Source organism: Actinophytocola xanthii, from assembly GCF_001921205.1.
GTDB lineage: Bacteria > Actinomycetota > Actinomycetes > Mycobacteriales > Pseudonocardiaceae > Actinophytocola > Actinophytocola xanthii.
Genome location: NZ_MSIE01000129.1, coordinates 1 through 14583, shown reverse-complemented (window position 1 = coordinate 14583; position 14583 = coordinate 1). Strand labels below are relative to the sequence as shown.

Sequence of the window (14583 nt, the reverse complement as noted above, 5' to 3'; positions counted from 1 at the left end):
GGCGTCGACCGGGCGGGCGCCACCGGGGGCGGCACCGGCCGCGGCGCCTGCGCCGGGCACCGCCGCGCCTGGCACGCCTCCGCCGCCACCCGGACCACCGAAGACGGGAGCACCGCCGACACCTGGCCCACCCGTGAGCCCGGGCGCGCCGGGCTGGCCGGCACCGGGAACGGGACCGCCCGGGACGCCGGGGATCGCGGGAGCGCCGGGCGGGACGGTGGTCGGACCGGCCGGCGCGACGTCGAAGCCGGCCTGGACGGTCGTCCCGGTGGGCGGCGTCGGCCGGTTGTCGGCGATCCACCCGGGCTCGGCCCCACCGACGGGAACACCGGGAACGGGAAGACCAGGGACGGGAAGACCGGGACGGCCCCCCGGCTGGTCGATGGGCACCACGTCCGGACCGACGGGTAGCGGGCCGGTGACGCCGTGCCCGCCGCCGGGATGGGGTTGGCCGTCCACCGGCAGGGTGCCGACGACGCCGTCTCCTCCGTGGACCGGGCCCCCGGGGCCGCCGGGCACGACGCCGCCCACGACGTCGCGCCCGCCGGCCACCACGTCGTCGACGACACCGACCCCGCCCTGCACCACGTCGCCGACCAGGCTGCCGCCCTGCCCCGGGCCGCCGCCGGGAGCACTGCCGACGGGAGTGCCGTCGGTGGCGCCCGGCCCGACGGCATCCGGCCCGACGGCGTCCGCCTGCTGACCGGTCTGCCCCACCACGTCCGTCACGTGGTTGGTGGTGTCGGCGACCAGGGCCGTCACGTCCTGGACGGGGCCGGCATGCGGCCCCGGGTTGGCGTTGACCGGCGGTGTCACCGCCGCCATGTCCACACCCGACCCCGGCTGCACGGCATTGACCAGGTTGGACTCGATGTTGGCGACGTTCACACCGGTGCCGCGGATCGCGGTGTCCAGCCCGGCCAGGGCCATCGGGTGCCCGGCGGCGGCCGCGGCGTGGGCGGCGTCGGTGTTCTGCGCCAGGGTGACGAGGTTGCGGACGATCTCCACCTTCGCCGTGCCCACCTGCTGCGCCGCGTGCTCGAGGCGGTCGGCTGCCTCGTTCATGCCGCGGACGGTGGCGGTGAGGTGCCCGTTGTCCGGCTCGACGAACGACGACCAGTGCTGCGCGGCGGCGGTGCCGGTCTCCCCGCGCACCGACGTCAGGGTCTCCCTGACCGCGGTGTCGGCATCGCTGGTCACCGCGTTCATGCTGGTCGCCGCGTCCCGCCAGGCCTGGGCGGACCTGGTCATGGCCTCCTCGTCGGCCTGCGGCCAGGACACCCCGGCCTGCGCTGCGACGTCGGCGAGCTCCGGCGGCAGTTCGATACCCATGCCTAGGCGTCCGGCTCGGTCGCCAGCAGCCGCACCTCGGCCGCCTCGTCGGTGCCGGTGTAGGTGTCGGCGGTGGCCGCGAACCGGGTGCCGACGCCGCCGAGCTGCTCGGTCAGCGAGCCCAGCCGGGTCAGCGTGGAGTCGGCGGGAGCGACGTGTGCCGCGCCGAAGCTCTGGCCGACGGCGTCGCCGCCCCAGCACGGCCCGGCGGAGTCGAGCGACTCGCCCAGCGTGCGGTGGATCTCGGCGACGCGCCCGGCCAGGTCGTCGAAGCGGCCGGCCTGCTGCCTCAGGCGGGTCGGATCGGCCTCGAACCCGTCGTTCATCGCTTACCCCCCGTGCGCATCCAGCTCAGGTCCTCGAAGGTCTCCTCCGACTCAACGGCATCGGCGGCGCGCGGCTGAAGGTCCTCGGCGGTGAGATCCGCGGTTCCGCGCAGCAACGCCTCGGGATCGGTGTCGCGGGGCAGCACGGGCGCGATCGCCTCGCCGGCCGCACGGGCGGCCGCGACGGCCGCTGCCGCGGTCAGCTCGACGATGCACTGGGCGAGCTCGTGCGGGCGCAGCCTGCGGTAGGCGGACTCGACGATGACCAGCCCGACGAGTTGCCCGTGGGCATCGACGGTCGCCGTGACCAGGCCGTCCTCACTGCGCGCCGACTTCTGGATGCCGGCGAGCGTGCGCTGCACGCTGCCGAGTTGCTCTCGGCTGCGGCGGTACCCCGCCAGCAGTTCCTCGACCTGGGCTCGGTGCTCGGCCGCCATGGCTACCTCCCGCGGGGTGAGGCATGGTCGTCGGTCCTGGCTTGGACGCGGGTGGCCGCGGGCCGGTTCCCCCGACTTCCGTTTCGTTACAGCGCGGCCAGGATCGAGGCGTGCACGGCGCGGGCGAGCGCCCCGCCGTACCGGGAGCGGGGGCCGCCGTAGCGCTGCGCCTCTCCCTCGGCCGGGCAGAGCACCGCTGTCGCGTCGGTGCTCGTGCCGGTGCCGGGGACCCCTGCCTCCCCCAACGCCTGCGCCTTGGCCTCGGCCACCGTGGCCACCGCGTTGACCAGCGCGGCCGGTGACAGCCGGACCGGCAGGAAGCAGACGGCGTTGATCGTGCCGACCGGTTGTCCGCGGGCGGCGGGGGCCGCGGCCCAGGTCGGATGCGCGCCGATCCCGGTGGTGACCGCGGCGTGCACCCCGGAGTCCTCCCGGTGCACGACGGCACGCACGTCGACCGCTGTGAGGAAGCCGGTGCCCGCACCGGAGAGACCGAGCGAGGCGGCGATCTCGGCGAGGTGGGCATCGGGGTCGTCCCGGTCGTAGGTGTGCGGCACCGTCGCGTTGACCACCCACTCACGCGGGCCGAGCCCGCCGCCGAGGACCCCGGAGGAGATCGTCAGCATCGGCTCGGGCAGCCGCCACACGAGCACCGGGCCGGGGGCCAGTTCGGGGACCGGGAGCCGCATCTCAGCCGCGCAGCGCGCGGACAACCCGGGATGGGCTCGGCCGGCCGAGGGTGTCGGCGAGCCAGGCGCTGGCGGTGGCCAGCGCGTCGAGGTCGACACCGGTCGATACGCCGAGGCCGTCGAGCATCCAGACCAGGTCCTCGGTGGCGAGGTTGCCGGTGGCCGACTCCGCGTACGGGCAGCCGCCAAGCCCACCCGCCGAGGAGTCCACGGTCGAGACACCCCTGCGGAGCGCGGCCAGCGTGTTGGCCAGCGCCTGGCCGTAGGTGTCGTGGAAGTGCACGGCGAGCGCCGACACCGGGGTGCCGGCCGCCGTGAACGCGTCGATCAGCGCGTCGACCTGACCGGGGGTGGCGACGCCGATCGTGTCACCGAGCGAGAGCTGGGAACAGCCCATGTCGAGCAGCCGCCGGCCGACGTCGACGACCGCCGACGGGTCGACCCGTCCCTCCCACGGGTCGCCGAAGCACATCGACACGTACCCGCGCACGTCGAGGCCCTCGGCCACCGCGCGGCCGACGACCGGCTCGAACATCGCGAACTGCTCGTCGAGGCTCCGGTTGAGGTTGCGCCGGGCGAAGGTCTCGGTGGCGCTGGCGAAGATCGCGATGTGGGTGACCCCGGCCGCGAGCGCGCGGTCCAGGCCGCGCTCGTTGGGCACGAGCACCGGGTAGCGCACCCCGTCACGCCGGGTGAGGCCGGCCAGCAGTGCCTCGGCGTCTGCCAGCTGCGGCACCCAGCGAGGATGGACGAAGCTGGTGGCCTCGATGGTGGTCAGCCCCGCGCCGGCGAGGCGGTCGATCAGCTCCAGCTTGACCTCGACCGGCACGACCGCCTGCTCGTTCTGCAACCCGTCCCGCGGCCCGACCTCCCAGATCGTGACCGACTCCGGCAGCCCCTCCGCCGGAACCTCGGCGGGCAGGCCGACTTCGCGCGCGGTCATCGACGACGCTGCTCCTGGCCGTACTCCTGGCCGTACTCCGGCCCGTAGTCCCGGCCGAAGTCGTCGTGCGGGTTGTCGTTGACCTCCCGGTACAGCAGCGTGTGCACCTTCTCCACGTTGGGGATGTCGTCGAACTCCAGCGGCTCCTGCGATGCCGACTCGATGATCAACGTTCCACAGCCGAAGATCCGGTCGACCAGCCCGTGCTCGAAGCGGACGCTGTTGATGCGCCCCAGCGGGATGTCGATGCCGGTTCGGTTGATCACGCCCTCCCGGGCCATCACGCGGTCGGTGGTGACGATGAAGTGCGTCGTGCGCCACCGGATGAACGGCACGAGGAAGAGCCACGCGAGGATCACCAGGGCGACCGCTCCGATGGCGATCCAGGCGACCGTGCTCCACGACTCGTCCTTCACCAGCACGGCGAGCCAGATCCCGGCCGTCAGCGTCAGGATGAGGACGAGGTAGGGCAGCAGCAGCATCTTCCAGTGCGAGTGCTTGTGGAGAATGACGCGCTCGCCGTCGCTGAGCAGGTCGTCTGGGTAGGGCACGGCGTCCTCCGGTCAGCGCCTCGCCAAAGTGGTGACGCGACAACCGTACCGGCGCCGACGCGGTCGCGGGGGTGGTGGACGGCGAAAGGTCAGGCCGCGTTTCTCAGGTGGACCACGTCGCCGGCGGACACCGTCTCGACCGAGCCGTCATCCAGCTTGATCGACAACCGTCCGGTGGCGTCCACGTCGACCGCGACGCCGGTCCGGGCCGACCCGTCCGGCAGCTCGGCGCGGACCCGCTGCCCGATCGTCCCGCAGGCCTCCCGGTAGCCGGTGAGCACGCCGCTGCGCTCGACGTCCCCGCGGTGCAGCCGCCAGACGATCTCGAGGTCGGCGAAGGCCCGCAGCCAGCCCTCCGCGATCGCGGTCCGGTCGGTCGTGCTCGCACCGAGCTCGGCGAGCGAACCCGCCGGGAGCGAGCCGGGGCCCGGGGGGACGTCCTCGCCCAGCGGCCGGACGTTGATCCCGACGCCGACCACCGCGGCGTGCGCCGCGCCGGCCGGGACGACCTCGGACAGGATGCCGGCGCACTTCGCGTCCCCGACCAGCAGGTCGTTGGGCCACTTGAGCCTGGCGGCGACCCCGGCGACCTTCTCCGCGGTGTGGGTCAGGGCGAGGCCCGCGACCATGCCGAGGGTGCCCAGCCGCGCGCCCGGGACGGCGGCGGGGCGGATCAGCACGCTGAGGTAGATCCCGACGCCGGCCGGCGACACCCACTCCCGGTCGCGGCGACCGCGTCCGGCGGTCTGCCGGTCGGCGATCAGCACCGTCCGGTCCGCGGCGCCGTCCTTGGCGGCGGCCAGCAGGTCGGCGTTGGTGGAGCCGGTCGAGTCCACCAGGTCCAGCGCGGTGTAGGGCCCGTTCGGCGCGACCAACCGCTCCCGGAGCGCCAACACGTCGATGATGTCGTCCGACTTGCCGCCAGCTGTGTCCATGCAGGTCAACCTACCTCCCGCAGGCCGCCTGACCGGCTGGGCACAGCCGCGGGTCGATCGCCACGCGAGCGTGATCGAAGCAACCGGGCATCTGCCGGTCCCGGTGCCCTAGGCTCGCCATCCGGAGGACGAGACATGAGCAGCGCTACCGCACCCCTCGGTGAGCCACCCGCCGGCGACCCGGACATCCACACCACGGCGGGCAAGCTCGCCGACCTGTACCGGCGCAGCGACGAGGCGGTTCACGCCGGCTCCGAGCGAGCCGTGGCCAAGCAGCACGCCAAGGGCAAGAAGACGGCCCGCGAGCGGATCGACATGCTGCTCGACCCCGGGTCGTTCGTCGAGCTCGACGAGCTCGCGAGGCACCGGTCGACCAACTTCGGGCTCGAGCGCAACCGGCCCTACGGCGACGGCGTGGTGACCGGGTACGGCACCGTCGACGGCCGGCCGGTGTGCGTGTTCAGCCAGGACGTCACGGTGTTCGGCGGCGCGCTCGGCGAGGTCTACGGCGAGAAGATCGTCAAGGTGATGGACCTCGCGATCAAGACCGGGCGCCCGGTCATCGGGATCAACGAGGGCGGCGGCGCCCGCATCCAGGAGGGCGTCGTCTCGCTCGGCCTGTACGGGGAGATCTTCTACCGCAACACCCGCGCCTCGGGCGTCGTCCCGCAGATTTCGCTGATCATGGGTGCCAACGCCGGCGGGCACGTCTACTCCCCGGCGTTGACCGACTTCGTGGTGATGGTCGACCAGACCTCGCACATGTTCATCACCGGCCCGGACGTGATCAAGACGGTCACCGGCGAGGACGTCGGCTTCGAGGAGCTCGGCGGCGCCAGGGCGCACAACACGAAGTCCGGCAACGCCCACTACCTGGCCGCCGACGAGGACGACGCGATCTCCTACGTCAAGGAGCTGCTGTCGTTCCTGCCGTCGAACAACATGTCCGACCCGCCCGTGTTCGAGGGGTTCGTCGAGACGGGTGCGGTGGCCGACTCGATCACCGACGCCGACCGGGAGCTCGACGAGCTGATCCCGGACTCGCCCAACCAGCCCTACGACATGCACGAGGTGATCACCCGCGTCGTCGACGAGGGCGAGTTCCTCGAGGTGCACGCGATGTTCGCGCCGAACGTGCTGGTGGGGTTCGGCCGGGTGGAGGGCGCGGCGGTCGGCATCGTGGCCAACCAGCCGACCCAGTTCGCCGGCTGCCTGGACATCAACGCCTCGGAGAAGGCGGCGCGGTTCGTGCGCACCTGTGACGCGTTCAACGTTCCGGTACTGACCTTCGTCGACGTGCCGGGCTTCCTGCCCGGGACCGACCAGGAGTGGAACGGCATCATCCGGCGCGGCGCGAAGCTGATCTACGCCTACGCCGAGGCCACGGTCCCGCTGGTCACCGTGATCACCCGCAAGGCCTACGGCGGGGCCTACGACGTGATGGGCTCCAAGCACCTTGGCGCCGACCTCAACCTGGCCTGGCCGACCGCCCAGATCGCGGTCATGGGCGCCCAGGGAGCCGCCAACATCGTGCACCGCAAGACCCTCGCCCGCGCCGTCGAGGACGGCGAGGACGTCGACGAGCTGCGGGCCCGGTTGCAGCAGGAGTACGAGGACACCCTGTGCAATCCGTACGTGGCCGCCGAGCGCGGCTACGTGGATGCGGTGATCCCGCCCTCCCACACCCGCGGCCACGTGGCCCGGGCACTGCGGCTGCTACGCGACAAGCGGGAAGCCCTCCCGCCCAAGAAGCACGGGAACATCCCGCTGTGAGCGCGGCGGAGGCGGACCCGCCCACCCTGCGCGTGGTGCGGGGGGAGCCCTCGGACGACGAGCTCGCGGCGGTGGTGGCCGTGTTCACGGCGCTGACCGTCGAGCCGGACGAGCGCCCGGCGGAGAACGCCCCCCGGTCGCGCTGGTCCGACCGCGCGTCGCTGGTCCGGCCCCCGGTACGGCACGGTCCCGGCGCGTGGCGGGCCTCGACGTTCTGACGGCGGGTCCGGAGCTGGTGGGGTCATGATCATGCGTGGTCCGTGGACGGCCATGTGGGGTCTCTGCGCGTGCTTCTTCATGATCATGCTCGACTCGACAGTCGTCACCGTGGCGATCCCGGCCATGCTCGACGGGCTGGACGCCAACCTCAACGAGGTCGTCTGGGTCAACAGCGTCTACCTGCTCGCCAACACCGTTCCGCTGCTGCTCACCGGGCGGCTCGGAGACCGGTTCGGACCCAAGCGGGTGCTGGTCGTCGGGCTGGTGGTCTTCACCGCCGCCTCGGTCTGGAGCGGACTCGCGACCTCCGCCGGGATGCTCATCGCGGCGCGTGCCGTGCAGGGCCTTGGCGCCGCGGCGATGACCCCGCAGACGCTGTCGTTCATCACCCGCCTCTTCCCGCCGGACAAGCGCGGGCTGCCGGTGAGCGTGTGGGGCGCGGTCGCCGGTGTGGCCACGCTCACCGGGCCGGTGCTGGGCGGGGTGCTCGTCGAGCACCTCGGCTGGCAGTGGATCTTCCTGGTCAACCTGCCGATCGGGGTCGTGAGCCTGGTGGTCGCGCTCGTCGCGCTGCCGGACTGGCGGCCGGGCGGCTGGCGCCGGTTCGACGTGCTGGGCGCGCTGCTGTGCTCGGCCGGTCTGCTCGCGCTCGTGTTCGGGGTCCAGAACGGGCAGCACTACCACTGGGGCACGGTGGCCGGTCCGGTCGAGGTGCTCCACCTGGTGGTGCTGGGGGTGGTCCTGCTCGGCCTGTTCGCCTGGCGCCAGGTGCGGTTCCGGCGCGCTGACCGCCCGCCGTCGGGCGTCGAGCCCCTGGTCCCACCGGGCCTGCTCGGCGACGGCACGTTCGGCGCGGCGAACCTCACCCATGCCGCGCTCGGCTTCGCCATGACCGGGATGTTCCTGCCGCTGGTGCTCTACCTGCAGACGGTGCTCGGGCTGAGCCCGGTGAGCTCGAGCGTGCTCGCGCTGCCGATGGCCGCGGCCGCCGGCGTCACCGCGATGGCCGCCGGCGCGAGCTGGACCAGGGTCGGAGCCCGACCGCTGATCATCGGCGGGCTGCTCACGCTGGGTGCCGCCACGGCCGTGCTGGCCTGGCAGGCCGAACCGGAGGCCGAACCGTGGTCGCTGGTCCCGTGGCTGGTGGTGGCCGGGGTCGGCATCGGCTGCGTGTTCTCCCCGCTGACCGCGGTGGCCACCGCCCGGTTGCCGGCGGACCTGGCCGGCGCCGCCTCGGGGGTGTTCAACACCTCCCGGCAGGTCGGTGGAGTGCTCGGCAGCGCGGCGGTCGGGATGCTGTTGCAGGTCGGGGTGGCCCTCGCGGTCCCGGACGCCGCGCGCGGGTACGCCGAGCGGCTGCCGCCCCGGTTCCGGGAGGAGTTCGTGGCGCGGGTCACCGAGGCGGCGAACACCGCCAGCCAGTTCGACACGACGACCCCGCCGGTGCCGGCGGACCTCGACCCGGACACCGCCGACCTGGTTCGGCGGATCGTCACCGACGTCTTCCACGCCGGCTTCACCACCGCCGCGAAGGCCAGCCTGGTGCTTCCGATCGCGGTACTCGTGCTGGGCGTCATCGCCGCGAGCGGAATCCGCCTGCCGCGGAAGAGCCGCTTCACCGAACCCGTCGGCTAGTCTCCGCCCGTGCAACTGGTTCTCGCCTCAGAGTCCCCTGCCCGCCTCAACGTCCTGCGTGGGGCGGGGGTCGAGCCCCATCAGTTCATCTCCGGCGTCAACGAGGAGGCGATCGTCGACTCGCTGCCCGAGGCGAGCCCGGAGGTCGTCGTCGTCACGCTCGCCGAGGCCAAGGCGCAGACGGTGGCCGCGGCCGTCGCCCACCAGTTCCCGGACTCCGTCGTGATCGGCTGCGACTCGATGCTCGCCCACGACGGCCTGCTGGTCGGCAAGCCGGGCACGCCCGAGGTGGCCCGCGAGCGGTGGACGACGATGGCCGGCGGAACGGGCGTGCTGCTCACCGGCCACTCCGTACTGCGCATCCAGGGCGGCGTCGTCGGCGCGATCGCCTCCGGCACCGCCAGCACCACGATCCGGTTCGGCCTGCCGAGCCCAGCCGAGATCGAGGCCTACATCGCCACCGGCGAGCCGATGGCGGTGGCCGGCGGCTTCACCCTCGACGGCTACGGCGGCTGGTTCGTGGACGGCATCGACGGCGACCCGTCGAGCGTGATCGGGCTGAGCCTGCCGCTCACCCGGCGCCTGCTGGTCGAGGTCGGCGTCTCGGTCGTGGAACTCTGGCAGCGCTAGCAGGGCGAGAGGTCGGGGTCGGCGAGGGTGACAGACGGGTAGCCGGGCATCGCCTCCAGGCTCGGGTAGCGCCGGGTGCACTGGACCTCCACCCCGGTCGTCGCGAAGACCTGCGCGAACACCGGCGCGTCGGCACACCCGCTGTCCGCCGTGCGGTCGCATTCGTGCTGGACGGCGACGACCTCCGGTCCGCTCAGCCGCCCGGTGACCTCGGCCAGGGCGAGGTACCCGGCATCGGAGACGAACGGCTTGGCCAGCGAGCTCCAGTGCCCCGACCGGCCGACCACGACCTGGCCCGCCGTGCCGCCCTGGTACTCGCCGAGCACCAGGCACGCCGAGAGCGCCCTGGCCAGGCAGGTCAGGGACGAGCGGGTCAGCGTGACGCCGAGGTCGGTCACGGTCGTCTCGATGACCGTGCCGGAGGAGGGGCCGCCGATGCGCAGCCGGCCCGACCGCGCCCCGGCGTCGGCCAGCAGCTCCACGCTCGTTCCGGCGACGGCCGCGGAGGCCAGCACCGCACAGGGCTCGATCCGGCACCCGCGAACCCCGACCGGAGCCGGCTGGGAGGAGCGGGCCACCGTCGGCTGTGCCGCGGTCGGCTGCTCGCTCACCATCCTCGCGCCGACCAGCGCACCGGCGGCCACCAGCGCGGCCAGCACGGCTGTCCCGACCAACGCCCACGGCCTGCGGCTCTTGCCCGCCAACCCGCATCCTCTCCTTCCCGCTAACGGTGACCCACACTCTGGGCGATGTGCTGGTCAGCATCCGTAGACTCCCCGGGTACCCAGTGTGCAGCGTCTTCGCAAGCGAAGAGGAGAAGGGCGTGCCCGAGCAACTCAGCAAGGTCCTGGTCGCCAACCGCGGCGAGATCGCCGTGCGGGTCATCCGGGCGTGCAAGGACGCTGGGCTGGCCAGTGTCGCGGTGTACGCCGACCCGGACAGGGACGCGGTGTTCGCGCGCATGGCCGACGAGGCGTTCGCGCTCGGCGGCAGCACGGCGGCCGAGAGCTACCTCGACATCGGCAAGCTGATCGAGGTGGCGCGCCGGTCGGGAGCCGACGCGGTCCACCCCGGCTACGGCTTCCTGTCCGAGAACGCCGACTTCGCCCGGGCCGTCATCGACGCCGGGCTGACCTGGGTCGGTCCGGACCCGCAGGCCATCCGCGACCTGGGCGACAAGGTGACCGCCCGGCACATCGCGATGCGTGCCGGCGCCCCGCTGGTGCCCGGCACCAAGGACCCGGTGAACGGTCCGGACGAGGTCGTCGCGTTCGCCGAGGAGCACGGGCTGCCGGTCGCCATCAAAGCCGCCTTCGGCGGCGGCGGGCGCGGGCTGAAGGTCGCCCGCACCAAGGAGGAGATCCCGCACCTGTTCGACTCCGCGGTGCGCGAGGCCGTGGCCGCCTTCGGCCGGGGCGAGTGCTTCGTCGAGCGCTACCTGGACAAGCCGCGCCACGTCGAGGCGCAGGTGCTGGCCGACAAGCACGGCAACGTCGTCGTCGTCGGCACCCGTGACTGCTCGCTGCAGCGCCGCCACCAGAAGCTGGTCGAGGAGGCCCCGGCCCCGTTCCTCACCGAGGAGCAGCGTGCCCAGATCCACTCCTCGGCCAAGGCGATCTGCAAGGCGGCCGGCTACTCCGGGGCCGGCACGGTCGAGTACCTGGTCGGCCTGGACGGGACCATCTCCTTCCTCGAGGTGAACACGCGCCTGCAGGTCGAGCACCCGGTCTCCGAGGAGACCGCGGGCGTCGACCTGGTGCGCGAGCAGTTCCGCATCGCGGCCGGGGAGACGCTGCGGTTCGACGCCGACCCGACCCCGCGCGGGCACTCCATCGAGTTCCGGATCAACGGCGAGGACGCAGGCCGGAACTTCCTGCCGGCGCCGGGCGTGGTCACCCGCTTCGTCGCGCCGGACGGCCCTGGCGTCCGCGTGGACACCGGCGTCGAGTCCGGCACCGCCATCGGCGGGCAGTTCGACTCGCTGCTGGCCAAGGTGATCGTCACCGGGGAGGACCGGACCCAGGCCCTCGAGCGGTCCCGCCGGGCGCTGGACGAGATGGTGGTCGAGGGCATGGCAACCGTCCTGCCGTTCCACCGGCTGATCGTGCGCGACGAGGCGTTCGTCGGCGACGGCGAGTCCTTCTCGGTGCACACCCGCTGGATCGAGACCGAGTTCGACAACACGATCGTGCCGTTCGGCAGCGGCGAGGAGGCGGCGGCGGAGGAGCCGCGGCAGACGCTGGTCGTGGAGGTCGGCGGCCGCCGACTGGAGGTGTCGCTGCCTGGCGGGCTCGCGCTTGGCGGCGGCCAGGGCGGCGCGGCGAAGTCGGCCAAGCCCCGCAAGCGTGCGGCGGGCAAGACCGCCGGGGCATCCGGGGACGCGGTCCCCGCGCCCATGCAGGGCACGATCGTCAAGATCGCCGTCGAGGACGGGCAGCAGGTCGAGTCCGGCGAACTGATCGTGGTGCTCGAGGCGATGAAGATGGAGAATCCGGTGACGGCCCACAAGTCCGGGACTGTCACGGGTCTGGCGGTGGCCGCGGGCGAGACCGTGAGCCAGGGTGCTGTGCTCTGCGAGATCAAGGACTGAGCGTTTCCTGGAGGGCGCTTGGCGGAGATTCGGGTCAGCTCGGCCGAGCGCGCGGAGGCGCTCACCGCGCTCGAGGCGCACCACGCCAGCGGGCGCCTGTCCCGCACCGAGTACGAGCTGCGCCGACGGCTGGCGACCGAGGCGCGGGTACGCCCAGAGCTCGAGATCCTGTTCGAGGATCTGCCGGCACCGCACCCCGACCTGAGCGCCGCGGTCGCGCCGCGGCGGCAGCGCCGGGTGTACCCGGAGTGGCCGGGCGGTCGGGCGGCCACCAGGGCCACCCGCGTGCTGGACGTGATCGGGGTGCTCAGCCTGCTCGTCGGGCTGCCGGCGGCGATCGTGGCGACCGCGGTGGCCGGGCTGTGGTGGACCTTGGTCCTGGTGGTCGGGCTGGCGGTGGTGTCGCTGGTGCTCGGTGTCGCGTTGATGCCGCCGCGCCCGGAAACGGAGGATCACGCGGGCTGAGAGCCTCCTCAGCTCGGGACCTGCGGCACCGCCCGGGGCGGCGGGACGGACGTACCATCGAGATGTGACCGAGTACCAGCGGGGCAACATCCGGGTGAGCGACACCGAGCGCGAGGACGCGCTGGGCAAGCTCGGTCAGCACATGAGCGAGGGCCGGCTGGACATCGAGGAGTACGGCGAGCGGACCGCGAAGGTGGCGACCGCGAAGACCCGCGCCGACGTGCTCGCCCTCTTCGACGATCTCCCGGAGCCGCGCCCGGCGTTCGGTCAGCCCAACCCGCCGGCGGTCGTGCGGCCCCGCAGGGCACAGGTCAGCCGGCAGCTCACGCCGCTGGTCCCGGTGTTGGGGATCGTCCTGCTCATCGGTCTGACGATCGTGCTCAAGGTCCCGTTCTTCTTCTTCATGCTGCCGTTCATCTTCTTCATGGTGCAGAGCGGACGCTGGGGCCACCATCACCGCCGGTGACAAACCGACCCGCCGGTCGGTCCATTCGGAGGTTGTTGGGTGAACCCGACCTTGTCACACTCTGAAAAAGATCTCACAAATTGGTCGGAACCGTCGTATCCGAGCGTCCACGGCGGATAGGCTCGTCAGGACTGTGCGAATTCTGGTTGGGAGGCGGAGTGGCGCCAGGTAACCGTGGGCCTGACGGGCGGAGCAGCGTTCTCCAGGTGGACCCGGACGCTGTGCCGATGCTGCGCAGTGCGTTCGTCGACGCCCTGGCCAAGGTGGACAAGCAGCTCGAGCTCGCCGAGAAGGAGCTCCGCGTCTCCTCGTGGGCGCAGGACCCGGTGAGCCTGGGCGCGACGACCACGTTCAACGAGCACTCTGTGGACAGCTCCCGCTCGGCGGTGGAGGCCCTCCGCGCCTACCGGACGCAGCTGGACGTGGCCGTGCGCAACCTGGACCGGACCGCACAGCAGTACCGCGAGATCGACGGCGATGGACGCGCGGGTGTCAACCGCGGTGGGGACGGCGGCTGACACCCCTACTGGGGAACTCCAGAGGCGGAACGAACACACAAGGGGCGCTTCAGTGACTCAACCGACCCAGCAGCCCGGCGACGGGGCGCGGTGGCGCGGACACACGCACAAGGAGCTCTACCTGCTGTTGCACCAGGGCCCCGGCGCGACGGCGTCGGCCGAGCCCTCGCGGCGGTGGGCCGAGATCTCCTCCAACCTGAACGACATCGGCCAGGACCTGCAGAAGGCGCTCACGGCCTCGAGCGCGAGGTGGGCCGGCAAGGCGGCCGGACGCGCCTACGACCGGCTGTCGGTCACCGCGTCCTGGGCCACGCACACCAGCACCGACGCCGCCGCGATGCGCACCGCGGTGGAGAACCAGGCCGAGCACATCGCCAAGGCGCGGGCGGACATGCCGGCACCGGAGGACGTGCCGACGACCCAGCCCGACCCCACCGTCGCGCCCGCCGTGCAGATCGCACAGGCCCAAGCCGACCTCGAGGCCGCCGAGGCGGCGGCCGCCTCGGCCGAGGAGCGCGCCTTCGAGGTGATGGCAGCCTACGAGGCCAACACCAACACCAACACCGCGGCCATGGCGCACTTCGAGGCGCCACCGCCGCTCGTCCAGCGTGACGAGATGCACCACGGCGGCGGCATGGCGCACCACGAAACCAATCCGTCCTCGGTCGCCGGCTGGCCCAAGGGCGGGCAGCAGCACCACGGCGGGCACTCGTCCTGGCAGCACGGCGGCGGCTGGGGCGGTGGTGGCGGTGGCGGCGGCGGCGGTTGGTCGGCGGGGACCAATGGCTCCTCGGCACAGTGGTTCGGCTCCCCCGGCCGCGCCTCGGGCTCGCCCGTCTCGGCCGGAGGACCGGCCGGACCCGGCGGACCCGGCGGCCCTTCGGGCGGACTGAGCGGCCCGGCCCTCGGCGCGCGGTTCGGCGCCGGCCAGGACGACGACGAGTACCGGCGTTCCTCGGGCCGGTCCGCGGGCCCCAACGCGAGCGGCGGCAGCGTCGGGGCGGCGAACCCCGGCACCGGCGGTTCCTCCGGCGGCGCGCCCCGCGCCGGCGCGACCGGCCTCGGTGGGCTGCC

17 protein-coding genes are annotated in these 14583 nt (G+C 73.0%); 9 read left to right on the top strand and 8 right to left on the bottom strand.

The genetic code is table 11. From position 1 onward, the window contains the following. From BU204_RS42120 to BU204_RS36750, 7 genes are all read right to left on the bottom strand, one after another. Positions 1 to 1332 (bottom strand): WXG100 family type VII secretion target (locus BU204_RS42120; RefSeq protein ID WP_408608082.1); only part of this gene is annotated, 1332 nt, incomplete at its 3' end. Positions 1333 to 1334: 2 nt separating this feature from the next. Then, the gene (locus tag BU204_RS36775) at positions 1335 to 1658 is read right to left on the bottom strand and encodes a WXG100 family type VII secretion target (protein ID WP_075130412.1); all 324 of its coding nucleotides are present in this window, start codon (positions 1656 to 1658) and stop codon (positions 1335 to 1337) included. Then, positions 1655 to 2095, bottom strand: coding sequence for a YbaB/EbfC family nucleoid-associated protein (locus tag BU204_RS36770; RefSeq protein WP_075130411.1), 441 nt, complete (start codon positions 2093 to 2095; stop codon positions 1655 to 1657). The genes BU204_RS36775 and BU204_RS36770 overlap by 4 nt, the downstream gene beginning before the upstream one ends. A gap of 86 nt (positions 2096 to 2181) precedes the next feature. After that, entirely contained in the window at positions 2182 to 2784 is a 603-nt protein-coding gene (locus tag BU204_RS36765) for an adenosylcobinamide amidohydrolase (RefSeq protein WP_075130410.1), read from the bottom strand. A 1-nt stretch (position 2785) separates the two neighbouring features. Then, entirely contained in the window at positions 2786 to 3727 is a 942-nt protein-coding gene (locus BU204_RS36760) for a hydroxymethylglutaryl-CoA lyase (RefSeq protein ID WP_075130409.1), read from the bottom strand. Beyond that, positions 3724 to 4278 carry a PH domain-containing protein gene (locus BU204_RS36755; RefSeq protein ID WP_075130408.1) on the bottom strand — a complete coding sequence of 185 codons (555 nt, stop codon included), beginning with the start codon at positions 4276 to 4278 and terminating at the stop codon, positions 3724 to 3726. Before BU204_RS36755 ends, BU204_RS36760 begins: the two co-directional genes overlap by 4 nt. 89 nt (positions 4279 to 4367) lie before the next feature. Next, entirely contained in the window at positions 4368 to 5213 is an 846-nt protein-coding gene (locus BU204_RS36750) for a biotin--[acetyl-CoA-carboxylase] ligase (RefSeq protein WP_075130407.1), read from the bottom strand. Between the two features lie 135 nt (positions 5214 to 5348). On the opposite strand from BU204_RS36750, the gene BU204_RS36745 reads away from it, so the two are divergent. From BU204_RS36745 to BU204_RS36730, 4 genes are read left to right on the top strand one after another with little or no spacing between them, the layout of a single operon-like run. Beyond that, the gene (locus BU204_RS36745; RefSeq protein WP_075130406.1) at positions 5349 to 6986 is read left to right on the top strand and encodes an acyl-CoA carboxylase subunit beta; all 1638 of its coding nucleotides are present in this window, start codon (positions 5349 to 5351) and stop codon (positions 6984 to 6986) included. After that, a complete protein-coding gene (locus BU204_RS36740; RefSeq protein WP_075130405.1) occupies positions 6983 to 7204 on the top strand; it encodes an acyl-CoA carboxylase subunit epsilon in 222 nt (73 codons plus the stop codon). Before BU204_RS36745 ends, BU204_RS36740 begins: the two co-directional genes overlap by 4 nt. Positions 7205 to 7229: 25 nt before the next feature. Then, on the top strand, positions 7230 to 8840 hold the full coding sequence (locus tag BU204_RS36735) for an MFS transporter (RefSeq protein ID WP_075130404.1): 1611 nt from the start codon (positions 7230 to 7232) through the stop codon (positions 8838 to 8840). Positions 8841 to 8849: 9 nt separating this feature from the next. Continuing rightward, positions 8850 to 9470 (top strand): Maf family protein, encoded by a 621-nt coding sequence (locus BU204_RS36730; protein ID WP_075130403.1) that lies wholly within the window; start codon positions 8850 to 8852, stop codon positions 9468 to 9470. Here the strand turns inward: BU204_RS36730 and BU204_RS36725 are convergent. Continuing rightward, positions 9467 to 10174, bottom strand: a complete 708-nt coding sequence (locus tag BU204_RS36725) for a hypothetical protein (RefSeq protein ID WP_083661969.1) — start codon at positions 10172 to 10174, stop codon at positions 9467 to 9469. The genes BU204_RS36730 and BU204_RS36725 overlap by 4 nt on opposite strands. 119 nt (positions 10175 to 10293) lie before the next feature. Here BU204_RS36725 and BU204_RS36720 point away from each other — a divergent pair, with 119 nt between their 5' ends. The 5 genes from BU204_RS36720 to BU204_RS39765 all read left to right on the top strand — a co-directional run. Then, complete coding sequence (locus tag BU204_RS36720) at positions 10294 to 12060, top strand: acetyl/propionyl/methylcrotonyl-CoA carboxylase subunit alpha (protein ID WP_075130402.1); 1767 nt, start codon at positions 10294 to 10296, stop codon at positions 12058 to 12060. 18 nt (positions 12061 to 12078) lie between these two features. Then, positions 12079 to 12525: a DUF1707 SHOCT-like domain-containing protein gene (locus BU204_RS36715; RefSeq protein WP_075130401.1), complete on the top strand. Its 447-nt coding sequence runs from the start codon at positions 12079 to 12081 to the stop codon at positions 12523 to 12525. A 64-nt stretch (positions 12526 to 12589) separates the two neighbouring features. Next, complete coding sequence (locus BU204_RS36710) at positions 12590 to 12991, top strand: DUF1707 SHOCT-like domain-containing protein (RefSeq protein ID WP_075130400.1); 402 nt, start codon at positions 12590 to 12592, stop codon at positions 12989 to 12991. 206 nt (positions 12992 to 13197) lie between these two features. Beyond that, positions 13198 to 13509, top strand: coding sequence for a hypothetical protein (locus tag BU204_RS36705; protein WP_083661967.1), 312 nt, complete (start codon positions 13198 to 13200; stop codon positions 13507 to 13509). 52 nt (positions 13510 to 13561) lie between these two features. After that, positions 13562 to 14583: PPE domain-containing protein (locus BU204_RS39765; protein WP_075130399.1), on the top strand; the 1022-nt coding region annotated here is incomplete at its 3' end.